The sequence below is a fragment of the Actinokineospora sp. UV203 genome (assembly GCF_056323665.1).
Window position 1 is genome coordinate 6,436,622 of sequence record NZ_CM150484.1, and the last position, 26,134, is coordinate 6,462,755.

General features: G+C 70.0%; 28 protein-coding genes. 25 read left to right on the forward strand and 3 right to left on the reverse strand.

The features are described 5' to 3' along the window. Positions 1–123: 123 nt before the first annotated feature. From mihF to ACUZ2Y_RS31050, 15 genes are all read left to right on the forward strand, one after another. The gene (gene mihF, locus ACUZ2Y_RS30980) at positions 124–441 is read left to right on the forward strand and encodes an integration host factor, actinobacterial type (protein WP_091380708.1); all 318 of its coding nucleotides are present in this window, start codon (positions 124–126) and stop codon (positions 439–441) included. Then, a complete protein-coding gene (gene gmk / locus ACUZ2Y_RS30985) occupies positions 438–1,043 on the forward strand; it encodes a guanylate kinase (RefSeq protein WP_476325557.1) in 606 nt (201 codons plus the stop codon). Before mihF ends, gmk begins: the two co-directional genes overlap by 4 nt. A gap of 16 nt (positions 1,044–1,059) precedes the next feature. Further along, the gene (rpoZ, locus tag ACUZ2Y_RS30990) at positions 1,060–1,347 is read left to right on the forward strand and encodes a DNA-directed RNA polymerase subunit omega (protein ID WP_091380704.1); all 288 of its coding nucleotides are present in this window, start codon (positions 1,060–1,062) and stop codon (positions 1,345–1,347) included. Then, positions 1,344–2,600, forward strand: a complete 1,257-nt coding sequence (gene coaBC, locus ACUZ2Y_RS30995; protein WP_476325560.1) for a bifunctional phosphopantothenoylcysteine decarboxylase/phosphopantothenate--cysteine ligase CoaBC — start codon at positions 1,344–1,346, stop codon at positions 2,598–2,600. The genes rpoZ and coaBC overlap by 4 nt, the downstream gene beginning before the upstream one ends. A gap of 63 nt (positions 2,601–2,663) precedes the next feature. After that, positions 2,664–3,845 (forward strand): methionine adenosyltransferase, encoded by a 1,182-nt coding sequence (gene metK, locus ACUZ2Y_RS31000; RefSeq protein WP_476332147.1) that lies wholly within the window; start codon positions 2,664–2,666, stop codon positions 3,843–3,845. Between the two features lie 60 nt (positions 3,846–3,905). Then, complete coding sequence (locus ACUZ2Y_RS31005) at positions 3,906–4,310, forward strand: DUF5313 family protein (protein ID WP_476325562.1); 405 nt, start codon at positions 3,906–3,908, stop codon at positions 4,308–4,310. A 57-nt stretch (positions 4,311–4,367) separates the two neighbouring features. Then, complete coding sequence (locus tag ACUZ2Y_RS31010; protein WP_476325564.1) at positions 4,368–5,201, forward strand: helix-turn-helix domain-containing protein; 834 nt, start codon at positions 4,368–4,370, stop codon at positions 5,199–5,201. A gap of 6 nt (positions 5,202–5,207) precedes the next feature. After that, complete coding sequence (locus tag ACUZ2Y_RS31015; protein ID WP_476325566.1) at positions 5,208–5,375, forward strand: DUF397 domain-containing protein; 168 nt, start codon at positions 5,208–5,210, stop codon at positions 5,373–5,375. A 30-nt stretch (positions 5,376–5,405) separates the two neighbouring features. Continuing rightward, on the forward strand, positions 5,406–7,442 hold the full coding sequence (locus ACUZ2Y_RS31020; RefSeq protein ID WP_476325568.1) for a primosomal protein N': 2,037 nt from the start codon (positions 5,406–5,408) through the stop codon (positions 7,440–7,442). A 77-nt stretch (positions 7,443–7,519) separates the two neighbouring features. Beyond that, complete coding sequence (gene def / locus ACUZ2Y_RS31025) at positions 7,520–8,065, forward strand: peptide deformylase (protein ID WP_476325570.1); 546 nt, start codon at positions 7,520–7,522, stop codon at positions 8,063–8,065. After that, the gene (fmt, locus tag ACUZ2Y_RS31030) at positions 8,065–8,988 is read left to right on the forward strand and encodes a methionyl-tRNA formyltransferase (protein WP_476325572.1); all 924 of its coding nucleotides are present in this window, start codon (positions 8,065–8,067) and stop codon (positions 8,986–8,988) included. Before def ends, fmt begins: the two co-directional genes overlap by 1 nt. Next, on the forward strand, positions 8,985–10,415 hold the full coding sequence (locus ACUZ2Y_RS31035) for an RsmB/NOP family class I SAM-dependent RNA methyltransferase (RefSeq protein ID WP_476325574.1): 1,431 nt from the start codon (positions 8,985–8,987) through the stop codon (positions 10,413–10,415). Before fmt ends, ACUZ2Y_RS31035 begins: the two co-directional genes overlap by 4 nt. Then, a complete protein-coding gene (locus ACUZ2Y_RS31040) occupies positions 10,412–10,939 on the forward strand; it encodes a flavoprotein (RefSeq protein ID WP_476325576.1) in 528 nt (175 codons plus the stop codon). The genes ACUZ2Y_RS31035 and ACUZ2Y_RS31040 overlap by 4 nt, the downstream gene beginning before the upstream one ends. A gap of 64 nt (positions 10,940–11,003) precedes the next feature. Continuing rightward, on the forward strand, positions 11,004–11,987 hold the full coding sequence (locus tag ACUZ2Y_RS31045; protein ID WP_476325578.1) for an asparaginase: 984 nt from the start codon (positions 11,004–11,006) through the stop codon (positions 11,985–11,987). A 12-nt stretch (positions 11,988–11,999) separates the two neighbouring features. Then, entirely contained in the window at positions 12,000–12,647 is a 648-nt protein-coding gene (locus tag ACUZ2Y_RS31050; protein ID WP_476325580.1) for an O-methyltransferase, read from the forward strand. Positions 12,648–12,666: 19 nt separating this feature from the next. Here ACUZ2Y_RS31050 and ACUZ2Y_RS31055 read toward each other — a convergent pair whose 3' ends face one another. Both ACUZ2Y_RS31055 and ACUZ2Y_RS31060 read right to left on the reverse strand, forming a co-directional pair. Beyond that, positions 12,667–13,053, reverse strand: a complete 387-nt coding sequence (locus tag ACUZ2Y_RS31055; protein ID WP_476325582.1) for a hypothetical protein — start codon at positions 13,051–13,053, stop codon at positions 12,667–12,669. A gap of 26 nt (positions 13,054–13,079) precedes the next feature. Then, positions 13,080–13,241, reverse strand: coding sequence for a hypothetical protein (locus ACUZ2Y_RS31060; RefSeq protein WP_476325584.1), 162 nt, complete (start codon positions 13,239–13,241; stop codon positions 13,080–13,082). A 146-nt stretch (positions 13,242–13,387) separates the two neighbouring features. Between ACUZ2Y_RS31060 and argC the strand changes: the two genes are divergently transcribed. From argC to ACUZ2Y_RS31105, 9 genes are all read left to right on the forward strand, one after another. Then, positions 13,388–14,404, forward strand: a complete 1,017-nt coding sequence (gene argC, locus ACUZ2Y_RS31065; RefSeq protein WP_476325586.1) for an N-acetyl-gamma-glutamyl-phosphate reductase — start codon at positions 13,388–13,390, stop codon at positions 14,402–14,404. Between the two features lie 2 nt (positions 14,405–14,406). Beyond that, positions 14,407–15,579 (forward strand): bifunctional glutamate N-acetyltransferase/amino-acid acetyltransferase ArgJ, encoded by a 1,173-nt coding sequence (gene argJ / locus ACUZ2Y_RS31070; protein ID WP_476332148.1) that lies wholly within the window; start codon positions 14,407–14,409, stop codon positions 15,577–15,579. Further along, entirely contained in the window at positions 15,576–16,457 is an 882-nt protein-coding gene (gene argB, locus ACUZ2Y_RS31075; protein WP_476325588.1) for an acetylglutamate kinase, read from the forward strand. The genes argJ and argB overlap by 4 nt, the downstream gene beginning before the upstream one ends. Next, positions 16,454–17,644, forward strand: coding sequence for an acetylornithine transaminase (locus tag ACUZ2Y_RS31080; protein WP_476325590.1), 1,191 nt, complete (start codon positions 16,454–16,456; stop codon positions 17,642–17,644). The genes argB and ACUZ2Y_RS31080 overlap by 4 nt, the downstream gene beginning before the upstream one ends. Before the next feature lie 3 nt (positions 17,645–17,647). Then, entirely contained in the window at positions 17,648–18,568 is a 921-nt protein-coding gene (argF, locus tag ACUZ2Y_RS31085) for an ornithine carbamoyltransferase (RefSeq protein ID WP_476325592.1), read from the forward strand. Beyond that, a complete protein-coding gene (locus tag ACUZ2Y_RS31090) occupies positions 18,565–19,101 on the forward strand; it encodes an arginine repressor (RefSeq protein ID WP_476325594.1) in 537 nt (178 codons plus the stop codon). The genes argF and ACUZ2Y_RS31090 overlap by 4 nt, the downstream gene beginning before the upstream one ends. Continuing rightward, positions 19,094–20,284 (forward strand): argininosuccinate synthase, encoded by a 1,191-nt coding sequence (locus tag ACUZ2Y_RS31095; protein ID WP_476325596.1) that lies wholly within the window; start codon positions 19,094–19,096, stop codon positions 20,282–20,284. The genes ACUZ2Y_RS31090 and ACUZ2Y_RS31095 overlap by 8 nt, the downstream gene beginning before the upstream one ends. Before the next feature lie 99 nt (positions 20,285–20,383). Further along, complete coding sequence (gene argH / locus ACUZ2Y_RS31100) at positions 20,384–21,814, forward strand: argininosuccinate lyase (RefSeq protein ID WP_476325598.1); 1,431 nt, start codon at positions 20,384–20,386, stop codon at positions 21,812–21,814. Beyond that, entirely contained in the window at positions 21,784–22,410 is a 627-nt protein-coding gene (locus ACUZ2Y_RS31105) for a DNA-3-methyladenine glycosylase (protein ID WP_476325600.1), read from the forward strand. Before argH ends, ACUZ2Y_RS31105 begins: the two co-directional genes overlap by 31 nt. 54 nt (positions 22,411–22,464) lie before the next feature. On the opposite strand, the gene ACUZ2Y_RS31110 is transcribed toward ACUZ2Y_RS31105, so the two are convergent. Continuing rightward, positions 22,465–24,270: a bifunctional metallophosphatase/5'-nucleotidase gene (locus ACUZ2Y_RS31110; RefSeq protein WP_476325602.1), complete on the reverse strand. Its 1,806-nt coding sequence runs from the start codon at positions 24,268–24,270 to the stop codon at positions 22,465–22,467. Positions 24,271–24,463: 193 nt separating this feature from the next. Here ACUZ2Y_RS31110 and tyrS point away from each other — a divergent pair, with 193 nt between their 5' ends. Then, positions 24,464–25,747: a tyrosine--tRNA ligase gene (gene tyrS, locus ACUZ2Y_RS31115; protein ID WP_476325604.1), complete on the forward strand. Its 1,284-nt coding sequence runs from the start codon at positions 24,464–24,466 to the stop codon at positions 25,745–25,747. The last annotated feature ends 387 nt before the right edge of the window (positions 25,748–26,134 follow it).

Sequence of the window (26,134 nt, forward strand, 5' to 3'; positions counted from 1 at the left end):
ACGTTGATCAACTTCTAGCACGTCGTCACCGTGCGCACAGACGGGACCCGCGTTGTCTTCGCAGGCCAGGGCTCGGTAACGTCCTGGCACCGATCCGGAGAACCAATCCCCACGGAGGAAATCGTGGCCCTTCCCCAGCTGACCGAGGAGCAGCGGGCCGCAGCGCTGGAGAAGGCGGCTGCCGCCCGTCGCGTCCGGGCTGAGCTCAAGGAGCGCCTGAAGCGAGGTGGCACGACCCTCAAGGACGTGCTGACTCAGTCGGACAACGACGAGATCCTCGGCAAGATGAAGGTCACCGCTCTGCTGGAGGCCCTCCCAGGCGTCGGCAAGGTGCGTGCACAGCAGATCATCGAGCGCCTGGAGATCGCCCCGAGCCGCCGTCTGCGCGGTCTCGGAGACCGTCAGCGCAAGGCCCTGCTCGCCGAGTTCCCCAGCGAGTGAATGACAGTTTGAACGGCCGTGAGCCGGGCCCGGGTGTCGCTACCCGGTCCCGGCTCACTGTCGTGTCGGGTCCGTCGGGTGTGGGCAAGTCGAGCGTGGTCGGCGAACTGCGCAGGCTCCACCCCGACCTCTACTTCAGTGTCTCGGTCACGACCAGGGCCCCGCGCCCCGGCGAGATCGACGGCGCGCACTACCACTTCGTCACCCGCGCCGAGTTCGACCGCATGGTCGAGGCGGGCGAGTTGCTGGAGCACGCGGAGTTCGCGGGCAACCACTACGGCACCCCACGCGGGCCGGTCGAGGCCGCGCTGGCCTCGGGAAAGCCCGCCGTGCTGGAGATCGAGCTGCAGGGCGCGCGCCAGGTGCGCGCGGCCATGCCGCTGGCCCAGCTGGTCATGCTGGTGCCGCCGTCCTGGGACACGCTGGTGAGCAGGCTCACCGGCCGTGGCACCGAGGAGGAGACCGTGGTCGCCCGTAGGCTGGCAATAGCGCAGGAAGAACTGGCCGCGTCGACGGAGTTCGACGCGGTCGTGGTGAATGCCGATGTACGGCAGGCTGCCACCGAGTTGCTAACCTTGGTACTCACGCCATCATCGGATTGACCTGGAGCTGTTGCGAGTGATCACCCCTACCGAGTTGGGCGCATTGGGCGAGCCGTCGACCGCCCTCGAAGGCATCACCAACCCGCCGATCGATGACCTGCTCGAGAAGGTCAGCTCCAAGTACGCCCTGGTGATCTACGCGGCCAAGCGCGCGCGCCAGATCAACGACTACTACGCCCAGCTGGGCGAGGGTCTTCTCGAGTACGTCGGCCCGCTCGTCGAGCCCGGCCCGCGCGAGAAGCCGCTGTCCATCGCGCTGCGCGAAATCCACTCCGGTCTGCTTGAGCACACCGAGGGCGAGTGACGTCCCGGCCTCGGGTCGTCCTGGGCGTAGGCGGCGGCATCGCCGCCTACAAGGCCTGTGAGGTCCTGCGCCGACTGACCGAGTCCGGTCACGACGTGCGGGTGGTGCCGACCGAGGCCGCTCTGCGGTTCGTCGGTGCGGCGACCTTCGAGGCCCTGTCCGGCAACAAGGTCCACACCGGCGTGTTCTCCGATGTGCCCGAGGTGCCGCACGTGCGACTCGGCCAAGAGGCCGACATCGTCGTGGTCGTGCCCTCGACGGCGGATCTGCTCGCCAAGGCCGCGCACGGCCTGGCCGACGATTTGCTCACGAACACCCTGCTCACCGCGCGCTGCCCGGTGCTGATGGTCCCGGCCATGCACACCGAGATGTGGGAGCACGCGGCCACGCGGTCCAACGTCGCCACCCTGCGCTCGCGTGGGGTCGTGGTGTCCGAGCCCGCCAGCGGCAGGCTCACCGGCGCCGACACCGGCAAGGGCAGGCTCGCCGACCCGGCCGAGATCGTCGACTTGGCCCGGCTGCTGATGGCCCGCTCCGACGCCCTGCCGCGCGACATGGAAGGCCTGCACGTCGTCGTCTCGGCGGGCGGCACCCGTGAACCGCTCGACCCGGTGCGCTTCCTGGGCAACCGCTCGTCCGGCAAGCAGGGCTACGCCCTCGCGCGCACGGCCGTGCAGCGCGGCGCGCGCGTGACGTTGGTCTCCGCGCACACCGCCGCGCTCCCGGAACCCGCGGGCGCGGACATCGTCAACGCCGGAACAGCGGCCGAATTGCGCGACGCTGTTCACAAAGCGGCCGCCGACGCCGATGTAGTGGTCATGGCCGCCGCGGTAGCCGACTTCCGGCCCACGCACCGGGCCGAGTTCAAAATCAAGAAGACCGAAGCGGACCCGGACGCGGTCGCGCTCACCCGCAATGCCGATGTGCTGGCCGAGCTGGTCGAGAACCGCCGCCGCGAACCGGACTCCGAGCAGATTATCGTCGGATTCGCCGCCGAGACCGGCGACAACGGGTCCGACGTCCTCGACCACGCGCGCGCCAAGCTCGCCCGCAAGGGATGCGACTTGCTGGTGGTCAACAGGGTGGGAGAAGGCAAAGCGTTCGAGACCGAGGACAATGAAGGATGGTTGCTCAGCGCCGACGGCACGGAACGCGCTATCGCCTTCGGCTCGAAAGCACAAGTGGCGTCCGAAGTCTGGGACGCAGTGGTGAGCACAATCAGCCGGTCGCGGCGCGACACGCCGCCTGGATAAAGTGAAGACGATAAGTCTTCGGATGAGGTGGGGTTAGTCGTGAGTGAAACAGGTAGCCGCCGACTGTTCACTTCGGAGTCGGTCACTGAGGGCCACCCGGACAAGATCTGCGACGCCATCAGTGACTCCGTTCTGGACGCATTGCTGTCCAAGGACCCGCGGTCGCGGGTAGCGGTCGAGACGCTGGTGACCACCGGCCAGGTGCACGTCGCCGGCGAGGTGACCACTGAGGCGTACGCGGACATTCCGTCGATCGTGCGCGAGGTCATCCTCAACATCGGGTATGACTCCTCGGCCAAGGGTTTCGACGGCAACTCGTGTGGCGTGAACATCGCCATCGGGTCGCAGTCCCCGGACATCGCCCAGGGCGTCGACACCGCGTACGAGTCGCGGGTAGACCACGCCGAGGACGAGATCGACCGCCAGGGCGCGGGCGACCAGGGTCTGATGTTCGGCTACGCCTGCATGGACACCCCCGAGCTCATGCCGCTGCCGATCGCGCTCGCGCACCGGCTCGCGAAGCGGCTCACCAAGGTCCGCAAGGACGGTGTGCTGCCCTACCTGCGTCCGGACGGCAAGACCCAGGTCACCATCGAGTACGACGGCGACCGCGCGGTCCGGCTCGACACGGTGGTCGTGTCCAGCCAGCACGCCGAGGGCGTCGACCTGGAGAAGCTGCTCGGCGTCGACGTGCGCGAGCAGGTCGTGCTGCCGGAGCTGGCCGATCTCGACCTCGACACCGAGAACGTGCGCCTCCTGGTCAACCCGACCGGTCGCTTCGTCATCGGTGGCCCGATGGGCGACGCCGGCCTGACCGGCCGCAAGATCATCGTCGACACCTACGGCGGCATGGCCCGTCACGGTGGTGGCGCGTTCTCCGGCAAGGACCCGTCAAAGGTCGACCGCTCGGCCGCGTACGCGATGCGCTGGGTCGCGAAGAACGCCGTCGCGGCGGGACTCGCTTCGCGTATCGAGGTGCAGATCGCGTACGCGATCGGCAAGGCGGCTCCGGTGGGTCTGTTCGTCGAGACCTTCGGCACCGAGAACGCCGACCCGCTGAAGATCCAGCAGGCCATCCGCGAGGTCTTCGACCTCCGTCCCGCGGCGATCATCCGCGACCTGGACCTGCTGCGTCCGATCTACGCGCCGACGGCGGCGTACGGCCACTTCGGTCGCCCGGAGCTGGACCTGCCGTGGGAGCGCACGGACCGCGCGGACGACCTCAAGCAGGCCGTCGGTCACTAGGTTCTTCCTAAGCGGCCGGTGTCCAGGGTGATCAAGCCACCTGGACACCGGCCGCTTAGCATGTCCAGTGTGGTCCGAGACCGTCCTGGCCCGTTGCGGTGGCTCTGGTATGCCATCGGGGGAAGGCTGCCCGACAAGTTTCGGCACTGGGTGCTCTGGGACCTGACGTGTAGGACGTGGGTCTTCCGCCACCTGGCCAGGTCCCTGGTGCTGTTGGCACCGTGGTGGCTGCTGCTGTTCGTTCCCGGCCCGTTGTCGTTGCGGTTTTCGATGGTCACGCTGGCTTACATCACTGGTTTGTACTTCGCGATGTCCTTTATGGAGCACGCGTCGGAGCGGCGGCTCGTGAAGCACGGATACCCGGCGGGTTTGAATCGGCGTATTCGCGAAGAGGCCGAGCCGCATGATCGGGCGGAAGTGGTCGCGATGTACGCGGCCTACCACGATCAGCGTTTCGACCCCTGAGAAACCTCAGCCATTCGTGTCGGTTGCGGTGCGGTGGGGAGCTGATCTCATGAACACATGAGCGAACGACTGCCCGCCAGAATGCGCGCACTGGGGAACGAACTGACGACCATGCGCGAGCGAGTTGGCCTCACCACCCGCCAAGCCGCCGCCCGCCTAGGCGTCTCCATCGCCACCCTGAACCGCACGGAGAACGCCCGCCGAGTCGCGACCGTGGCCGAGGTGTCGGCCATGCTCGCGATCTATGGCGTGATCGGCGAAGAGCGCAAACGGATCATGGATCTGGTCGAGGATCTGGCTGCCCCGCATTGGCTCGCGGCTCGGCTGCCGATCAACCGATCCGTCCTGCAAGTGTTTGAGGACACGGCGATTTCCATCGTGAACTTCGCGCCCTCGGTTGTGCCCGGCCTGCTGCAAACTCGCGACTACGTGCGCACCATCATCGGGCTCGGCAAGTTGACCGCCGAAGAACAGGCCACTCGGGTGGCGATCCGAATGGATCGCCAACGTGTGCTGACCAAACTGGCCAGCCCTACCTATACCGCCATCCTCGATGAAGGGGTTCTGCGCAGGCCATATGGAACCTCCGAACAGATGGCCGAGCAGTTGCGTTGGCTGATCGGCATGGCCAAGTTGCCCAACATCGCCATCCACGTGATTCCCTTCCGCCACGGTGCCTACCGCAACCCCGGCTACTTCTCGAAAATGGAGTTCGCCAAGGAACCGCCGATCGTCTACGTGGAGCACGTGGGCGCATCAGGCTTCCTGCACGAGCAGGAAGACACCGACGAATTTCGTGAGCTCACGGATATGCTGGCGAAGGTGGCTTTGAGTTCCACCGATTCGGTGAACTTCATGGCGATGATGGCGGCTGATCACGAACGGAGCTGAAACAGCATGCACGCTGAGTGGCGGAAGTCGACCTTCAGCACTGACGACGATGACTGCGTTGAAGTTGTCTACTCGACCGAGGTCCGTTTGCGTGATTCCAAGAACCCGGATGGGGGAACGTTGCGCCTCCCCGTCTCGTCCTGGGCTCCGCACCTGCTGGCCCGCGCCGAGTGATCGTCGGTCCCCTCTGGTAGACCAGCGCACATGTCCGCAGCCGACCCCGACGCCCTGTTCGAGGTCGCCGCACCCAAAAAACCCGCCCCCCCGAAGGGCAAGCAACAGCCCGCTGCCGAACTGCCCGTCGCCAAGGTCTACGTCGACGTGCCCCTCGCGCACCTCGACCGCACCTACGACTACCTCGTCCCCGACAAGCTCGCCGCCGACGCCGTCCCCGGCTGCCGCATCCGCGTCCGCTTCGCCGGCCAACTCGTCGACGGGTTCCTGATCGAGCGGATCGCCGAGTCCGACCACCCCGGCAACCTCCAGTTCCTCGACCGAGTCGTCTCACCCGAACCGGTCCTCGCCCCCGAGATCGCCCGCCTCTGCCGCGCCGTCGCCGACCGCTACGGCGGCACCATGATCGACGTCCTCCGCCTCGCCATCCCACCCCGCCACGGCCGGGTCGAAGCCGAAGACCCCGCCGAACCCACCCCACCGTCCGCCGCCCCCGACCCGGCGGGCTGGTCGCGCTACCCGCGTGGCACCGCCTTCCTCGAAGCCGTCCGCACCGGCAGGCAGGCCCACGCCGTCTGGCAGGCCGTGCCGGGGGAGGACTGGCCCACCCGACTCGCCGAACTCGCCGCGACCGCCGCATCCGCAGGCCGGGGCGCGGTCCTCGTCGTCCCGGACCACCGCGACGTCACCCGAGTCCACGCCGCCTGCGTGGCCCTCGCGGGAGCCGACGCCGTCGTCGCGCTGTCGGCCGACCAAGGTCCCGCGAAGCGCTACCGGGCCTGGCTCTCCCTGCGGCGCGGTCGCGCGCGGATCGTGGTCGGCACCCGCGCGAGCGCCTACGCCCCGGTCGAGAACCCCGGCATCCTCGTCGTCTGGGACGACGGCGACGACCAGCACTCCGACCTGCGTTCCCCATATCCGCACGTCCGCGACGTCCTCATCCAGCGCGGCGCTCTAGGCAAAGCAAGCGTTCTCGTCGCCGGTTTCGCCCGCACCGCCGAGGCCCAGGTCCTCGTCGACTCCGGCTGGGCCCCCGAGATCGTCGCCACCCGCGACACCATCCGCGACGCTGCCCCCCGTGTCACCGCCATCGGCGAACACGAGTCCCAACTCGCCCGCGACCCGGCCGCCCGCACCGCCCGCGTCCCCTCCGTCGCCTTCGACGCCGCCCGAGCCGCCCTCAAGGCAGGCCACCCAGTCCTGGTCCAAGTCCCGCGCCGCGGCTACGTCCCGGCCCTCACCTGCCAGGAATGCCGCACCCCCGCCCGCTGCCGCCGCTGCGCGGGCCCCCTGAGCCAGGGCGAGAGCAAACCCCCCGCCTGTCGCTGGTGCGCCGCCGCCGACGCCAACTACCGCTGCCCCACCTGCGGCTCCCGCAAACTCCGCGCCGTCGTCATCGGCGCCAAACGCACCGCCGAAGAACTGGGCCGGGCCTTCGCCGGAGTCCCCGTCCGCACCTCCGGCGGCCAAGAAGTCCTCGCCGCCGTCGGCCCCGAACCCGCCCTGGTCGTCGCCACCCCCGGCGCCGAACCCGTCGCCGAGAACGGCTACGGCGCCGCCCTCCTCCTCGACGCCTGGGCCCTCCTCAACCGCGCCGACCTGCGCGCCACCGAGGAAGCCCTCCGCCGCTGGATGACCGCGTCCGCGCTGGTCAGGCCCGCGAGTGAGGGCGGCCGAGTCGTCGTCATGGCCGACTCGGCCGCCCCCACCGTCCAAGCCCTCGTCCGCTGGGACCCGGTCTGGCACGCGTCGCGCGAACTCGCCGCCCGCGCCGAACTCGGCTTCCCCCCGGCCGTCCGCATGGCCTCCGTCGACGGCACCCCCAGCGCCCTCGCCGCATTCCTGGACGACCTCCCCCTGCCCCCGACCGGTGAAGTCCTCGGCCCGGTCCCCTTGGGCGAACTCGACGCCGACGGCCAGGCGGCCCGCGAACGCGCCCTGATCCGCGTGACCCGCGCCGAAGGCCGAGCCCTCGCCACCGCCCTGGCCAAGGCCCAAGCCATCCGCACCGCCCGCAAAGAACCAGACCCCCTGCGCGTCCAACTCGATCCGCTGGAGATGATCTGACCCGGTCCGCGCCGGGGTGAAGCGCCGCATCGGGGCTGAATACACTGGGACGACCGCCCGCACGTCGAAGGAGCTTTGTGACCGTTCAGCCGATCCGGCTCTTCGGGGATCCCGTGCTGCGCACGCCCGCGGCCGAGGTGGTCGACTTCGACCGAGAGCTGCACAACCTCGTCAAGGACCTCTGGGACACGATGGAGTCCCAGGGCGGCGCCGGGATCGCCGCGCCGCAACTCGGGGTCGGGCTGCGCGTGTTCACCTACCACTGCGACGGGTTCGCCGGGCACATGATCAACCCGGTGTGGACCTCGGTCGGCGAGGACTACCAGGAAGGCCCCGAGGGCTGCCTGTCGATCCCCGGCTTCTCCTGGGACTGCCGCCGCCACGGCAACGTGGTCGCGCGCGGGTTCAACGTGCACGGCGAGCCCATCGAGGTCGAGGGCACCGACCTGCTGGCCCGCTGCATCCAGCACGAGACCGACCACCTCGACGGCGTGCTGTTCGTCGACCGGCTCGACGACACCACCCGCAAGCTCGCGATGCGCGAGATCCGCAACGCGGAATGGTTCGACGGCGCGGTGCCCACGCTCAAGCAGAGCCCGCACCCGCTCTTCGGGGCCCGCTGATGCGGCTGGTGTTCGCAGGCACGCCCGAGGTGGCCGTGCCGTCGCTGCGCGCCCTGCTGGAGTCCGGGCGCCACGAGGTCGCCGCCGTCGTCACCCGGCCGGACGCGCCCGCGGGCCGCGGTCGCAAGCTGGTGCGTTCCCCTGTCGGGGCGCTGGCCGATGAGCACGGCATCGAGGTGCTGAGCCCGGGCAAGGCGTCGAGCAAGGCGTTCCAGGCGCGGCTGCGGGAGATCGAGCCGGACTGCTGCCCGGTCGTGGCGTACGGCGCCATGCTGCCGCAGTCCGCTTTGGACATTCCCCGGTTCGGCTGGGTCAACCTGCACTTCTCGGTCCTGCCCGCCTGGCGCGGCGCGGCGCCGGTGCAGGCGGCGATCTACCACGGCGACGAGATCACCGGCGCCAGCACGTTCCAGATCGTCAAGGAACTCGACGCGGGCCCGGTCTTCGGTGTGCTCACCGAGCCGATCAAGCCCGAGGACACTTCGGGTGCCCTGCTCGACCGGCTCGCTCACGCGGGTGCCGGTCTTCTGCTGTCCACACTGGACGGGATCGAAGACGGCAAGCTGGTCGCGCGCGAGCAGCCCGCCGACGGCGTCAGCTACGCCCACAAGATCACCGTCGACGACGCGAAGGTCGACTTCACCCTCCCCGGCCTCGCGGTCGACCGCCGCGTTCGCGCGGTCACGCCCGAGCCGGGCGCGTGGGCGGAGTTCCGCGGCGAGCGAATCAAGCTCGGCCCGATGAGCCCTGCCGAAGGCGATCTCGCCCCGGGTGAACTGCTCGTCGAGCGCAAGCGCATCCTGGTCGGGACGGCAACGTGGCCGTTGAAGCTGGGCGAAGTACAGGCACAAGGGAAGAAACGCATGCAGGCGACCGACTGGGCGCGTGGCATCCGCATCGAAGCAGGGGAGCGGTTGACGTGACGCAGCCAGGCAAACGAGCGCATCGGCCATCACGACCGGGCCGCGAGCGCCCGCCGCGCAGGCCGGACACGCCCGAGCGTCCTCCGACCGAGGACCCGGCCCGCCGGGCGGCGCTGGACACGCTGCGCGCCGTGCGCGCCGACGACGCGTACGCCAACCTCGTGCTGCCCAAGCTGCTGCGCGACCGTCGCATCTCCGGGCGGGACGCCGCGCTGGCCACCGAGCTGACCTACGGCACCTGCCGGGCGATGGGTCTCATCGACGACATCCTCGCCGAGTGTATTGACCGCCCACTGTCCAAAGTGGAGCCTTTCCTGCTCGACTCGCTGCGGCTGGGCGCCTATCAGCTGCTGCGCACCCGAATCCCGGCCCACGCCGCCGTCGCGTCCACTGTGGACATGGTGCGCGCGGACCAGGGGCCGCGACCCACGGGCTTCGTCAACGCCGTGCTGCGCAAGGTGTCGGAGAAGGACGAGAGCGCCTGGCTCGACCAGCTCGCCCCCGACGCCACCGAGGACCCGGTCGGCAACCTCGCCGCCCGCAACGCGCACCCACGCTGGATCGCCCGCGCCTTCGCCGACGCCCTCGGCACCACCGGCGAAGAGCTGTCGGACGCCCTGCGCGCCGACGATGAGCGTCCCGCCGTGCACCTCGTCGCCCGCCCGGGCGAGGTCAGCGCGGAAGAACTGGCCGCGATGACCGGCGGCGACGTCGCCCCGTACTCGCCCTACGGCGTCCGCCTCGACGCGGGCGCGGGCGACCCCGGCGACCTCGACCCGGTCCGCGAGAAGCTCGCCGGCGTGCAGGACGAGGGCAGCCAGCTGTGCGCGCTCGCCTTGACCCGGCCCGAGGTCGAGGGCTCCGACCTGCGCTGGCTCGACCTGTGCGCGGGCCCCGGCGGCAAGGCGGCGCTGCTGGGCGCCCTCGCCGCGATCAACGCGGGAACCCTTGACGCCGTCGAGAAGGCGCCGCACCGCGCGAAGCTCATCGAGCGCATCACCTCGGGCCTCCCGGTCAAGATCCACGTCGCCGACGGCCGTTCCCCGGGCCTGGAACTGGGCTCCTACGACCGCGTCCTGGTCGACGCTCCGTGCACCGGCCTCGGCGCGTTGCGGCGCAGGCCGGAAGCCCGCTGGCGCAGGCAGCCCTCGGATGTGGGCGATCTGACCCGGCTGCAGAGCGCCCTGTTGACGAGCGCCCTCAACCTGGTTCGGCCGGGTGGAGTCGTGGCCTACGTGGTCTGCTCGCCGCACCTCGCCGAAACGATCGGCGTGGTCTCCGACGTGGTCCGCCGCACCGGCGTGACCCCGATCGACGCGCGCGAGTTCTTCCCGGATGTGCCCGACCTCGGCGACGGCCCGTACGTGCAGCTCTGGCCGCACCGCCACGGCACCGACGCCATGTTCTGCGCCCTACTCCGGCGATGAAGACCATGGGCCTGGTCGCGGCGGCGGGCTACGGCGTCGACCAGCGCTTACGGGTCGAGATCGCCGAGCCTGCCGCCAAAGCAGGCTGGCGCCTGGCGATCACGCTGACCCCCACCGCGGCCCGCTGGATGGACGCGGTGGGGGAGACCCCGCGGTTGCGGGCATTGACCGAGCTCCCGTTGCGCAGCACCGGCCGCCTCCCCGCCCACCCCAAGCCCTACCCAACCCCGGACGCTTTCCTTTTCGTCCCGGCCACGGCCAACTCCCTGGCCAAACTGGCGTTGGGCATCGCCGACAACCAGGCCCTCACCGCGTTGGGCGAGGCCCTGGGCACCCCCGGCGTCCGCGTGGTCATCCGCCCCCAAGCCGACCCGGCCCAGCGCGCCCACCCCCGCTGGCAGTCCCACATCGACACCCTGACCACCGCCGGCGCCCACATCTCCGACGCAGCTCCGCAGGACCCTTGGACGCCACTGCTGGACTTGCTCGACCCCAACCCGCGAGTCGCCCGTTCAGGCAAGTGAGTCGCCCGTTCAGGCAAGTGAGTCGCACAGTCAGGCAAGTGAGTTCGACATTCGTGGAGGAATCGTGAGGCCCAGAGTCGCGATCATCGCCATGGGCGGAACCATCGCCATGGCCCCCAGCGCGAGCGGCGGGATTATCCCCACGCTCGGCGCCGACGACCTCATCGCCGCCGTCCCCGGCCTGGCCGACCTCGGCGTCGACCTCACCGCCAGCACCCTGCGTTCCCTGCCCAGCCCGTCGCTCGGTTTCGACGACCTCACCGCGCTGAGCCACGCCGTCCGCGAGGAGATCGCCAACGGCGCGACCGGCGTCGTGGTCACCCACGGCACCGACACCATCGAGGAGACAGCCCTCTTCCTCGACCTCACCATCGACAGCCCCGCCCCCGTCGTCGTCACCGGCGCCATGCGCGCCCCCGCGTCCGCCGGCGCCGACGGCCCCGCCAACCTCTACGCCGCCATCCGCGTGGCCCTCGCGACCGACGCACGCGGCCTCGGCTGCCTGGTCGTGATGTCCGACGAGGTCCACGGCGCCCGCTTCGTCCGCAAAAGCCACACCAGCAGCACCGGCGCGTTCGTCTCCCCGGGTTTCGGCCCCCTCGGCCTCATCGTCGAAGGCGACCCCCGCCTGCGCGGCACCCCGCGCGTCGACGTGGTCCTGCCCGCCACCGACAAGATCTCCGCGCTCCGCGTCGCCCTGGTCACCGTGACCCTCGGCGATGACGGCGAACTCCTGCGCCGCGCGGGCGACGCCTTCGACGGCATCGTCATCGCAGGCCTCGGCGCCGGTCACGTCCCCGCGGGCATGGTCCCGCTGGTCGCCGAGTTCGCCCAGCGAGTCCCTGTGGTGCTCGCTTCGCGTACCGGCTCCGGCTCGGTCCTGCGCGCGACCTACGGATACCCGGGCTCCGAGCGCGACCTGTTCGACCGCGGCCTCATCCACGCGGGCTTTCTCGACCCGGCGAAGGCCCGCATCCTGTTGCAGCTGCTTCTCGCCGACGGCGCCGCCCGCGACCGCATCGCCGCGACGTTCGAGCTCTATCGGTAGTTGAATGGCGGCATGGACATCCTCAATCCCGCCATCAGCGACTACCTGCTGGCCCACTCCACCTCCGCGGACGACCTCCTGCGGGACCTCGCCGCGGAGACCCTGGAGGCGTACCCGGACGCGGCCCGCATGCAGATCTCGCACGACGAGGGCGAGTTCTTCACCATGCTGGTGCGCATGCTCGGCGCCAAGAACGCCGTCGAGGTCGGCGTCTTCACCGGCTACTCCTCGATCTGCGTGGCTCGCGGCCTCGCCGAGGGCGGCAAGCTGATCGCCTGCGACGTCAGCGAGGAGTGGACGTCGATCGCCCGCAAGTACTGGGAGCGCGCGGGCCTCACCGACCGCATCGACCTGCGCATCGCCCCCGCGATCGAGACCCTGCGCGCCCTGCCCACCGACCCGGTGATCGACTTCGCGTTCGTCGACGCCGACAAGGAGGGCTACCCGGACTACTACGCCGAACTGGTCCCGCGCCTGCGCCCCGGCGGCGTCATCGCCCTCGACAACGTTCTGCGCGGCGGCCGCGTCATCGACGAGTCCTACGACTCGGACGCCGACATCGCCATCCGCCGCATCAACGATGTCGTCGTCGCCGATGACCGCGTCGACAGCGTCATGCTCCCCCTGCGTGACGGTGTCACCCTCGCCCGCAAGAAGTGATCGACGAGGTCCGCGGGCGTCAGGATTTCGGTCGTTCGACGAGCGGCGCGATCTGCGCGAGCCCCGGCGGAACCCGATGCTGACGCAGCGGACACTCGTTCGGGTCGTAGCTGCCGATGTTGTGGGTGTATCGCGTGACCACCGGCTCCAGGAAGGTCCCGTCGATCGCGACCGCGGTGAGCGACACGCCCGCGCAACTGACCGGGAGGCCCGCGGCCCTGAGCGCCCTCTGGTCGTCGATGAACCTGATGTCGACCAGCGCGGGTGATGTGACACGGGGAACGGTCTCGGCGGGCCAGGCCGGCGCGACCACGGCCGCGGCCAGCGCGATGACCGAGATGGGCAGGTAGCTGATCAGCCGGCGGTAGGCCCTCTCGGCGACCTCTGCGGTCGTCGAGAGGGTCACGCGTGCCGCGAGGGTAAGGATTCCGCCTACGGCGAGCACCCCACCGCGGTCCCCGTCAGGGGAATCCACCAGTCGACTCGATCCGATCCACCCGTCCGGCCCCAGGCAGCGAGAATCAGCACGCCCAGCAGCGCCCCGGCGATGCCCATCAGCGATCGCGCGGCCGCCGCGCGGTCCTCGTCGATCATGTTCGCCCCACCTTGCCATCGTCGTCAGGGCGCAGTGTGGCCGGATCCGTGTCCGGTCGGTGCCACAACGAGGTACTTCCTGTCCGCGCGTGTGGTCGATCACGGTCGAGTTGAGTGAGTTTGCATCAGAGTGCATAATCATCCGTATGAAGGTTCGGATCGCCGTCGCGGGCGCCAGCGGATACGCCGGGGGAGAGCTCCTCCGGCTCCTGCTCGCGCACCCCGACGTCGAGATCGGCGCACTGACGGCCGGTGGCAACGCGGGATCCAAGCTCGGTGAGCACCAGCCGCACCTGCTGCCCCTGGCCGATCGGGTCCTCGAGGAGACCACAGCCGAGGTCCTCGCCGGCCACGACGTCGTCTTCCTCGCCCTGCCCCACGGCCATTCCGCCGCCATCGCCGCCCAGCTCGACGCGGGTGTCCTCGTCGTCGACTGCGGCGCCGACCACCGGCTGACCGACGCCGACGCCTGGGACCGCTGGTACGGCGGCGACTACGCCGGCCACTGGCCCTACGGCCTCCCCGAACTCCCCGGCGCCCGCGAGAACCTGCGTCACGCGACCCGGGTCGCTGTCCCCGGCTGCTACCCGACCGTCAGCTCCCTCGCCCTCGCCCCCGCGATGGCGCTGGTCGAGCCCGAGGTCGTCGTGGTCGCCGTGTCCGGCACGTCCGGCGCGGGCAAGAGCCTCAAGCCCAACCTGCTCGGCTCCGAGGTCATGGGATCCCTGAGTGCCTACGGCGTCGGCGGTGCCCACCGGCACACCCCGGAGATCACCCAGAACCTCAGCGCCGCGGCGGGCAAGCCGGTCGGCGTCTCGTTCACCCCGGTCCTGGCCCCGCTTCCGCGCGGCATCCTCGCCACCTGCAGCGCCCAGCTGATCGACCCGGCCGCCGACGTGCGCGGCGCCTACGAGAAGGCCTACGCCGACGAGCCGTTCGTCCACCTGCTCCCCGAGGGCCGCTGGCCCACCACGGCCGCGGTGCTCGGCTCCAACGCCGTGCAACTGCAGGTCACCGTCGACGCCGATCTAGGTCGGCTCGTCGTGGTCGCCGCCATCGACAACCTCACCAAGGGCACGGCGGGCGCCGCCGTGCAGTCCATGAACATCGCGCTCGGCCTGCCGGAGACCGCCGGCCTGTCCACCGTGGGAGTCGCACCGTGACCATCGACCGTGCCCAGGGCGTCGCGTCGGCGCAGGGCTTCCGCGCGGCGGGCGTCGCCGCCGGGATCAAGGCGAACGGCAAGCCCGACCTGACACTGGTCGTCAACGACGGTCCCGCGACCCAAGCGGCCGGTGTGTTCACCCGCAACAAGGTCAAGGCCGCGCCCGTCCTGTGGTCGCAGCAGGTCTTGACCACCGGCAAACTCAAGGCCGTCGTCCTCAACTCCGGTGGCGCCAACGCCTGCACCGGCCCCGAGGGCTTCCAGGACTCCCACGCCACCGCCGAGAAGGTCGCCGACGTCCTCGGCGTCGGCGCGATCGACGTCGCCGTCTGCTCCACCGGCCTGATCGGCGAGCGGCTGCCCATGGACGCCGTCCGCTCCGGCATCGACCTCGCCGCCAAGGAACTGGCCCCCGGCGCGGACGCGGGCCTCGCCGCCGCCACCGCCGTGATGACCACCGACACCGTCCCGAAGCAGACCGCGTTCACCCACGCCGACGGCTGGGTCATCGGCGGGTTCGCGAAGGGCGCGGGCATGTGCGCGCCCAACATGGCCACGATGCTCTCGGTCATCACCAGCGACGCCCAGGTCGACCCGGCCGCCGTGGAGCCCGCGCTGCGCTCCGCGGTCGAGTTCACCTTCAACCGGCTCGACGTCGACGGCGGCACCTCCACCAACGACACCGTCCTGCTCCTGGTCTCCGGCGCGTCCGGGGTCGCGGTGTCCGAGGCCGAGTTCACCGAGGCGCTCAGCGCCGTCTGCGCCGACCTGGTCGCCCAATTGCAGGCCGACGCCGAGGGCGTCACCAAGCACGTCACGATCACGGTCAACGGCGCCGCCAACGACAGTGAAGCGCTTGCCGCCGCCCGGATCGTCGCCCAGGACAACCTGTGCAAGACCGCGTTCTTCGCTTCCGACCCCAACTGGGGCCGCATCGCGATGGCCGTGGGCAACGCGCCGACCGACTTCGACCAGCAGAAGCTCGACATCACCATCAACGGCGTCACCGTGTGCCGCGCCGGTGGCCGGGGCGAGGACCGTTCCGCCGCCGACCTGACCGGCCGCGACATCGACGTGGTGATCGACCTGCACGCGGGCGAGGGCAGCGGGACGATTCTCACCACCGACCTTTCCCACGCGTACGTCGAAGAGAACAGCGCGTATTCGTCATGAACACAGCGTCCGAGAAAGCAGGCGTGCTCATCGAGGCACTGCCGTGGCTTCGGCGCTTCCACGGCGCCCTCGTGGTGGTCAAGTACGGCGGCAACGCCATGGTCGACGAGTCGCTCAAGCGCGCGTTCGCCGAGGACATGGTGTTCCTGCGGCTCGCGGGTCTGCGCCCGGTCGTCGTCCACGGCGGCGGCCCGCAGATCAGCGCCATGCTCAACCGGCTCGGCATCGAAGGCGAGTTCCAGGCGGGCTTGCGGGTCACCAACGCCGAGACCATGGACGTCGTCCGGATGGTCCTCACCGGCCAGGTCAGCCGCGAGTTGGTCGGCCTGATCAACCAGCACGGCCCGTACGCGGTCGGCATCTCCGGCGAGGACGCCCACCTGTTCACCGCCGAGCGGCGCACCGCCACGGTCGACGGCGCCGAGGTCGACCTCGGCCAGGTCGGCGACGTCGTGCACGTCAACCCCGAAGCTGTGATGGACATCGTCAACGCCGGCCGCATCCCGGTCGTGTCGACCGTCGCGCCCGACCGCGATGGCTTGCCGCACAACGTGAACGCCGACACCGCCGCCGCCGCGCTCGCCATCGCGCTGGAGGCCGAGAAGCTCGTCGTGCTGACCGACGTCGAGGGCCTCTACGCCGACTGGCCGGACAAGTCGTCGCTGCTGCACGAGATCCGCGCGACCGAACTCGAAAAACTGTTGCCAGGATTGGAAAGCGGCATGGTCCCGAAGATGGAGGCGTGTCTGCGCGCCGTCGTCGGCGGGGTGTCCAAGGCGCACGTCATCGACGGGCGGCTCGCGCACTCGGTGCTGCTAGAGGTGTTCACCAGCAGCGGCGTGGGGACCATGGTGCTGCCGGACGAGGGGGAGTCATGATCGAATCCAATGTGGACGGCCAGAAGCGGTGGCGGTCCGCGCTGATGGACAACTACGGCACGCCGAAGCTGACCATCGTGCGCGGCGAGGGCGCACACGTGTGGGACGCCGACGGCAACCGCTACCTCGACCTGCTCAGCGGCATCGCGACCAACGCCCTCGGCCACGCGCACCCGGCCGTCGTCGAGGCCGTGACCAGCCAGATCGCCACCCTCGGCCACACGTCGAACCTCTACATCAACCAGCAGTCGGTCGAGCTGGCCGACGCCATCCTTGACGTCGCCGGTCTGACTGGTCATGCCAAGGTGCTGTTCTGCAACTCCGGCGCCGAGGCCAACGAGGCCGCGTTCAAGCTCACCCGGCTCACCGGCAAGACCAAGATCATCGCCTGCGAGGGCGCCTTCCACGGCCGCACGATGGGCGCGCTCGCCCTCACCGGCCAGCCCGCCAAGCGCACCCCGTTCGAGCCGCTCGACGCCGGTGTCGTGCACATCCCGTTCGGCGACGTCGAAGCCCTTAGGTCCGCTGTGGACAGTGATACCGCCGCGGTCTTCATCGAGCCGATCCTCGGCGAGGGCGGCGTTGTCGTCGCCCCCGACGGCTACCTGCAGGCCGCCCGCGAGATCACCGCGAAGGCGGGCGCGCTGCTCGTCCTCGACGAGGTGCAGACCGGCATCGGCAGGCTCGGGCAGTGGTTCGCCTTCCAGCAGGCGGGCATCACCCCCGACGTCATCACCCTCGCCAAGGGCCTCGGCGGCGGTCTGCCGCTCGGCGCCTGCGTCGGCATCGGCGCGGCGGCCGACCTGTTCGCCTCCGGCCACCACGGCACCACCTTCGGCGGCAACCCGGTCGCCTGCGCCGCCGGTCTCGCGGTGCTGCGCACCATCGCCGCCGACGGCCTGCTCGACCACGTCGCCGCGCTGGGCAAGCACCTCACCGCCGGGATCGAAGACCTGCACCACCCGCTGGTCTCCGGGGTGCGCGGCCGGGGCCTGCTCCTCGGCGTGGGCCTGACCAAGCCGGTCTCCGCCGCCGTGGCCGCCGCCGCACTGGACAAGGGATTCCTCGTGAACAACGTCCAGCCCGACGCGCTGCGGCTCGCCCCGCCGCTGATCCTCACCGACGACGAGGCGGGCGAGTTTCTCTCGGCACTGCCCGCCATCCTCGATTCCGCAGAGGAGAGCTGAACCATGGTCCGGCACTTCCTGCGAGACGACGATCTTTCACCCGACGACCAGCGCGAGGTTCTCACCCTCGCGAAGGAGCTCAAGGGCGCGCCGCTGGCCAAGCGCCCGCTCGAAGGCCTCTCGGTCGCGACGATCTTCGAGAAGAACTCCACCCGCACCCGGCTGTCCTTCGAGGTCGGCATCCAGCAGCTCGGCGGCCAGCCCATCGTCGTCGACGGCCGCACCATGCAGCTGGGTCGCGAAGAGACCATCGAGGACACCTCGCGGGTGCTGTCCCGCTACGTCGACATGGTCGCCTGGCGCACGTACGCGCAGAAACGCATCGAGGCGATGGCCGCCGGCGCGAGCGTCCCAGTGATCAACGCGCTGTCCGACGAGTTCCACCCCTGCCAGGTCCTCGCCGACCTGCAGACCATCGAGGAACGCCACGGCAAGCTCGCCGGCCTCACCGCCACCTACCTCGGCGACGGCGCCAACAACATGTCCCACTCGCTGTTGCTCGGCGGCGCCACCGCGGGCATGCACGTGCGGGTCGTCGCCCCCGACGGCTTCCTGCCGGTCTCGGAGTTCGTGCTCGACGCCAAACGCCGCGCCGCCGAGACCGGCGGCAGCGTCACCCTGCTCACCGACCCGCACGCCGCGGTCGACGGCTCCGACGTGCTGGTCACCGACACGTGGACGTCGATGGGCCAGGAGAACGACGGCAAAGACCGGGTCACCCCGTTCCGCAAGCTGCAGATCAACAGCGACCTGCTGGAGCGGGCCGCCCCCGGCGCGATCGTGCTGCACTGCCTGCCCGCCCACCGCGGCTGGGAGATCACCGACGAGGTCATCGACGGCCCCGCCAGCGCCGTGTGGGACGAAGCGGAGAACCGGCTGCACGCGCAGAAGGCGCTCATGGCGTGGCTGGTGGCGAAACGATGACCGCCTCCGCGTCCACCCGCGCCGCCCGGCAGGCACGCATCGTCGAGCTGGTGTCCGAGCGCGCCATCCGCAGCCAGACCGAACTGGCCACGCTGCTCGGCGCCGAAGGCATCGACGTCACCCAGGCCACCCTGTCGCGCGACCTCGACGAACTCGGCGCCGTGAAGCTGCGCGGAGCCGACGGCGGCGCGCCGGTCTACGTCATCCCGGAAGACGGCAATCCCGTCCGCGGTGTCCAAGGCGGCACCGCCCGGCTGATCCGGCTGCTCAGCGAGCTGCTGGTCTCCGCGGACAGCTCCGCGAACCTCGCCGTCCTGCGCACCCCGCCCGGCGCGGCGGGGTTCCTCGCCAGCGCCATCGACCGCGCCGCCCTCATCGACATCGTCGGCACCATCGCGGGCGACGACACCCTCATGGTGATCGTCCGCCCGCCGCTGTGCGGCCAGGACATGGCCGAGCGGTTCACCGCCATGGCCGCACGCACCGGTAATGGATCCCCAGACTTGCCAAAACAAGGAGAGACCAATGAGTGACAGGGTGGTGTTGGCCTACTCGGGTGGGCTGGACACGTCGGTGGCCATTGGCTGGATCGCCGAGGAGACCGGTGCTGAGGTCGTCGCGGTCGCGGTGGACGTCGGTCAGGGCGGCGAGGACCTCGACACGATCCGCAAGCGCGCCCTCGAATGCGGCGCCGTCGAAGCGGTCGTCGCCGACGCCCGCGACGAGTTCGCCGAGCAGTACTGCCTGCCCACGCTGCAGACCAACGCGCTCTACATGGACCGCTACCCGCTGGTCTCGGCCATCTCGCGCCCGGTGATCGTCAAGCACCTCGTCGAGGCCGCCAAGTACCACGGCGCGACCACCGTCTCCCACGGCTGCACCGGCAAGGGCAACGACCAGGTCCGTTTCGAGGTCGGCATCGGCGCCCTCGCCCCCGACCTGAAGGTCATCGCCCCGGTCCGCGACTTCGCGTGGACCCGGGAGAAGGCCATCGCCTGGGCCGAGGACCGCAACCTGCCCATCGACGTGTCGAAGAAGTCGCCGTACTCCATCGACCAGAACGTCTGGGGCCGCGCCGTCGAGACCGGCTTCCTCGAGGACATCTGGAACTCCCCGATCGAGGACGTCTACGAGTACACCTCGAACCCGGCCGAGCCGCGCGACGCCGACGAGGTCGTCATCACCTTCGACAAGGGTGTCCCGGTCGCCATCGACGGCCAGACCGTCACCATGCTGCAGGCCATCCAGGAGCTCAACCGGCGCGCGGGCGCCCAGGGCATCGGCCGCATCGACATCGTCGAGGACCGCCTGGTCGGCATCAAGAGCCGCGAGGTCTACGAGGCCCCCGGCGCCATGGCGCTGATCACCGCGCACCAGGAACTCGAGAACATCACCGTCGAACGCGACCTGGCCCGCTTCAAGAAGAGCGTCGCCCAGCGCTGGGCCGAACTGGTCTACGACGGCCTCTGGTTCTCCCCGCTGAAGTACGCCCTGGACGCCTTCATCGCCGAAACCCAGGAATACGTCTCCGGCGATATCCGCATGACCATGCACGGCGGCCGCGCCACCGTCACCGGCCGCAAGTCGGACGTGAGCCTGTACGACTTCAACCTGGCCACCTACGACGAAGGCGACACCTTCGACCAGGGCCTGGCCAAGGGCTTCGTCCAGCTGTGGGGCCTCCCCAGCAAGATCGCCGCCAAGCGAGCACAGTGACATGGCGCCCCCCCGGGGGCGCGGCTCGTTCGCTTTGATGCCGCGCCCGAGCGTGGTGGTTGGCGTTGAATGAATCCGTGAATGACGAGAGGGATCGTTGTGTCTGAGCAGGAACCCACCGCGCTGTGGGGTGGGCGGTTCAGTTCCGGACCGGCCGAAGCCATGGCGGCCCTGAGCCTGTCGACCCACTTCGACTGGCGCTTGGCCCGCTACGACATCGCAGGCTCCCGAGCCCACGCCCGCGTCCTGCACGGCGCGAACCTGCTCACCGCGGCCGAACTCAGCGGCATGATCGAGGCGCTGGACGTCCTGGAGGCCGACGTGGTCTCCGGGGCGTTCACCCCCGTCCTCGCCGACGAAGACGTCCACACCGCCCTCGAACGCGGCCTGATGGACCGCGCGGGCAAAGACCTCGGCGGCAAACTCCGCGCGGGTCGGTCCCGCAACGACCAGATCGCCACCCTGTTCCGCATGTACCTGCGCGACGCCGCCCGGTTCATCGCGGGCGGTGTCCTCGACGTCGTCGAAGCCCTGCTGTTCCAGGCGCAGACCCATCCCGACGCCGCCATGCCCGGCCGCACCCACCTGCAGCACGCCCAGCCCGTGCTGCTCGCGCACCACCTGCTGGCCCACACCCAGTCCCTCCTGCGCGACGTAGACCGCCTGCGCGACTGGGACAAGCGCGCCGCCGTGTCGCCCTACGGCTCCGGCGCACTAGCCGGGTCCTCCCTGGGCCTCGACCCGGCCGCCATCGCCGCCGAACTCGGCTTCGACGCGCCGGCCGAGAACTCCATCGACGGCACCGCGTCCCGCGACTTCGCCGCCGAGTTCGCCTTCGCCGTGGCCATGCTCGGCGTCAACCTGTCCAGGATCGCCGAAGAAGTGATCATCTGGACCACCGCCGAGTTCGCCTACGCCACCCTCGACGACGCCTGGGCCACCGGCAGCTCGATCATGCCGCAGAAGAAGAACCCCGACGTCGCCGAACTGACCCGCGGCAAGTCCGGCAGGCTCATCGGCAACCTCACCGGCCTGCTCGCCACCCTCAAGGCGCAACCGCTGGCCTACAACCGCGATCTCCAGGAAGACAAGGAACCGGTCTTCGACTCCGTCGACCAGCTCAAACTCCTGCTCCCCGCGATCGCAGGCATGCTCTCGACCCTCACCTTCCACACCGACCGCCTCGCCGAACTCGCCCCCGCGGGATTCACCCTCGCCACCGACATCGCCGAATGGCTCGTCCGCGAAGGCGTCCCCTTCCGCGTCGCCCACGAAGCCGCGGGTGACTGCGTCCGCCGCGCCGAGGACAGGGGAGTGGGCCTGGCCGACCTGACCGACGCCGAACTGGCCGAGGTCAACCCCGCCCTCACGTCGAAGGTCCGCGAAGTCCTCACGGTCACCGGCTCCATCGCCTCGCGCGATGCGTACGGTGGAACCGCGCCCCAACGGGTCGCGGAACAGCGTGACCGTGTCGTGCGGCGAATCGAGGAGCACCGGACTTGGGCGGAACAGGCACCGACCGCGTCCTGACGCGAGCCGAACTCGCCGTAGACCCGGTCGTCGCAGCCCAGCGGTTGTTGGGCTGCGTCCTGGAATCACGCACCGACGAAGGCACTGTCGCCATCCGCCTGGTCGAGGTGGAGGCCTACCGCGGCGGCGACGACCCGGCCTCACACTGCTACCGCGGCCGCACCCCACGCAACGACGTGATGTTCGGCCCGGCAGGTCACCTGTACGTCTACTTCGTCTACGGCATGCACTTCTGCGCCAACATCGTGTCCCTGACCGACGGCGTCCCCGGCGCCGTACTCCTGCGCGCCGGGGAAGTCGTGTCCGGTGTGGACCTCGCCCGCCTGCGCCGCCCCACCGCCCGCACGGACGCGGAACTGGCGAAAGGCCCGGCCAGGCTCACCACCGCCTTGGGCCTGCGCCGCCCCCACAACGGCGTCGACCTCACCGACCCGGATTCACCGGTCCGCGTCCTGGCCGCCGACCCCCTGCCCGCAGTCACCATCCAGACCGGCCCCCGCGTCGGCGTGGCTGTCGCGATGGACGTGCCCTGGCGCTTCTGGGTCGACGGCGCACCCGCGGTCAGCGGCTACCGCCGAGGCGGCAAGCGCACCTGAACACGACCGCGCCCGGCTCGGTGGGCCGAGCCGGGCGCGGTCGAACGGCGACTATCAAGCGATCTTGGTGATCCGATCCCGCGGCCCAGGGGCCACCGGCGCGGCATTCGTCAGGTGCGCGACGAGAGCGTCCACATCGAACCCAGGCGCGTAAACCCGCCCAGTGCCCAGCGACAGCTTCGTGAACCCATCCCCACCATTGGCGAGGAAGTCGTTCGACGTCACCTTGTAGCTCGCGGCCGGGTCGACCGGCACGCCGCTGAGCGTCATCGCCGACACCCGGGAACCCAGCGGCGAAGTGGTGTTGTAGGAGTACGCGAAGCCGACCGACACTTGCAGGAACTTCGTCGTCGTCTGCCCCGCGTACCCGGTGAACTGCTGCTCGAGCACCTCCTTGAGCTGCGCGCCGGTCAGCGTCTGCGTCACCACCAGGTTGTTGAACGGCTGCACGGTGAACGCCTCGCCGTAGGTGACCTGCCCCGGCTGCTCACCGCCCGGCGAGAACGCGTGGCTGAGGTCCGCGCGGATGCCGCCCGGGTTCATCAGCGCGACCTGCGCCTGCTGCGAACCGGTGTACGCCAGCTGCGCGTCCGCGATCACGTCGCCCAAGGCGGTCTCACCGGCCGCGGAGGCGGCTCGCGTGATGTCGGTGGTAATAGACCCGACCACCTTGTTCGCCAGCGGCGCGACAGCCGCCCGGTACTTGTCCACGATGGCCTTGGCCGCGGCGTTGACCAGCTCCGGGTTGCGGATGAAGTTGCCCTGCGCGTCCTTCGCCCACGTGCCGTCCGCGTTCTTGACGCCGTTCTCCACGATCACGTTGCGCGCGGCGATGTTCGTGAACTTGCGGGTCTTGCGGTCCAGCTTGACGGCGATGTCGGTGACCAGCGTGCCGTTGGAGCCCGCGCTGGTGACCACGGTGTTCGCGCCAGAGGAGTTCGGCAGCGCGCAGCTGTAGAAGCGGTGCGTGTGCCCGGAGACCACCAGGCCGTACGAGGGACGCAGCCCGGCCACGATGTTGGTGATCGGCCCCGCGAAGTTCGCGCAGCTCGACGGGTCCTGCGGGGTGGGCGGGGCGTTCTGCGCGCCGCCCTCGTGGATCAGCAGCACCATCGACTTGATGCCCAGCTTGCCGAGCTGGTCGGCGTAGGAGTTCGCCGTCTCGACCTCGTCGAGGAAGTCCACGTTCTGGATGCCCGCCGGGTTCACGATGCTGGGCGTGCCCTCGAGCGTCATGCCGACGAACGCCACCGGGACGCCCTGGACCATCTTGATCTCGTAGGGCCGCAGGATCGGCTTGCGGGTCTGCTTGTCGACCACGTTCGCCGACAGGTAGCGGAAGTCCGCGCCCTCGAAGCCATCGCCGTCCTGGCAGCCGTCGACCGGGTGGCAACCGCCGTTCTGCAGGCGCTTGAGCTCGTCGACGCCCTCGTCGAACTCGTGGTTGCCGACCGAGGCGATGTTCAGGCCGAGCGCGCTGAGCACCTCGATCGTCGGCTCGTCGTGGAACGCGGCGCTGATCAGCGGGGTCCCGCCGACAAGGTCGCCCGCGCCGACGGTCAGCACCTTCTCGCCGTTCGCCTCGCCCTGGGCGCGCAGCCGCTCCACATAGGTCGCGAGGTACTCCACGCCACCGGCGGGGTTGCCGTTCACCAGGCCGCCGCTGCCGATAGGGGGTTCGAGCGCGCCGTGGAAGTCGTTGAAGCCCAGCAGCCTGCCCCGCGCGGTGCCCGCGGCCGTTTCCGCCGCGTAGTCGACCGCGGCCGGGGACATGGGGGTCCACGCCTCGGCCTGGGGACCGCTGGAGGGTGAGGTCAGCGGGATCGCGACCATGACGGCCGCGGCGAGCGCGACGGGCATGGCATAGCGGAGAACTGGTCTTGCACCTGGCACGGGGTCGCCTCCAGTCAGAAATACACGGATCGCCGCATCCTGCCCCGGTATGGCCGCTTACGCATAGGTCTTGGCTTGTCAGGTGACGACACCGAGATGAACAACCGGTGCGGGGCAATCCGCTCGCGCCCAGGTAGGGGGCGTGCGGGAGGATGGCCCCGTGAGTGAGCACATTCTCGACGAGCTGTCCTGGCGCGGCCTGATCGCGCAGTCCACCGACCTCGACGCGCTGCGCCGGGATCTCGACGCGGGGCCGCTCACCCTCTATTGCGGATTCGACCCGACCGCCCCCAGCCTGCACGCGGGCAACCTCGTCCCGCTGCTGATGCTGCGCCGCTTCCAGCGCGCCGGGCACCGGCCGATCGTCCTCGCGGGCGGGGCCACGGGCATGATCGGCGACCCGCGCGACACCGGTGAGCGCACGTTGAACACCACCGACGTGGTGGCCGAGTGGGCCGACCGGATCCGCGGGCAGCTGGAGCGCTTCGTCGACTTCGACGACTCGCACGGGGAGGGCACGGGCGCCGTCCTGGCGAACAACCTCGACTGGACCGGCGGCATGTCGGTCCTGGAGTTCCTGCGCGACGTCGGCAAGCACTTCTCGATCAACGTGATGCTCGCGCGCGAGACGGTTAAGCGCCGCCTCGAGGGCGACGGCATGTCGTACACGGAGTTCAGCTACCTGCTCTTGCAGTCGCACGACTACCTGCAGCTGCATCGCGCGCACGGGTGCAAGCTCCAGCTGGGTGGTTCCGACCAGTGGGGCAACATCATCGGCGGCGTCGACCTGGTCCGCCGGGTCGACGGCGAGTCGGTGCACGCGCTGACCGCCCCGCTGGTCACCGACGCGGAGGGGCGCAAGTTCGGCAAGTCCACCGGCGGCGGCAACGTCTGGCTCGACCCGGAGATGACCTCGCCGTTCGCCTGGTACCAGTACTTCGTGAACGTGGGCGACGCCGACGTCATCCGCTACCTGCGCCTGTTCACCTTCCTGGACCGCGAGGAGATCGAGGCCCTGGAGCGCGACACCGCCGAGCGCCCGCACCTGCGGGCCGCGCAGAAGCGGCTGGCCGAGGAGTTCACGACGCTGGTGCACGGCCAACACCAGACCGACCAGGTCGTGGCCGCGAGCCAGGCCCTGTTCGGCCGCGGCGAGTTCGGCGGCCTGGACCTGGGAACCCTGGAAGCGGCCATGTCCGAGGCCCCCACCGGCACAGCACGGCTGGCCGACGAGCCGACGATCATTGACCTGTTCCTTGCCTGCGGGCTGGCCGAGAGCAGGGGAGCGGCGCGGCGCGCGGTCACCGAAGGCGGCGCGTACGTGAACAACGGCAAGGTCACCGACGAGGCGTGGACACCGTCCAAGGAGGACCTGCTGCACGGGAAGTGGCTGGTCCTGCGCCGCGGCAAGCGCAACACCGCGGGCGTTGAGGTGCAGGTCTGAGGTGCGGGTCTAGCCCGTCCGAGTTGGTCTTCCGATGGCCGTCGATCCCCTCCGGATCGGCGGCCATCGGCGTTTCCGCAGGTCAGAGGCCAGATACCGACGACATGAAAGAAAATAGCTGTGATCGCCGTCACATTCACACCGGAGATCGGGTGGGTTACGTTGGGTCCAGAGCCCACACGGGGGCGGTGACCTGCGGTTTCCGCCCGTGATGGGTCCCTGGGGGTGCGATTTGACCCCAGGTTTGGCCCCGTGTAACTTTATCCAAGTCAGCGCGGAACGAGCCGGTCAGACCGGAGCGGAGCCTGACACAGGGGGTCGCGAACCAAGCTCTCACCGGTAGGTGATAGAGTGGGCGACCTGCCAAAGAAGCAAAAACTTGTTAGC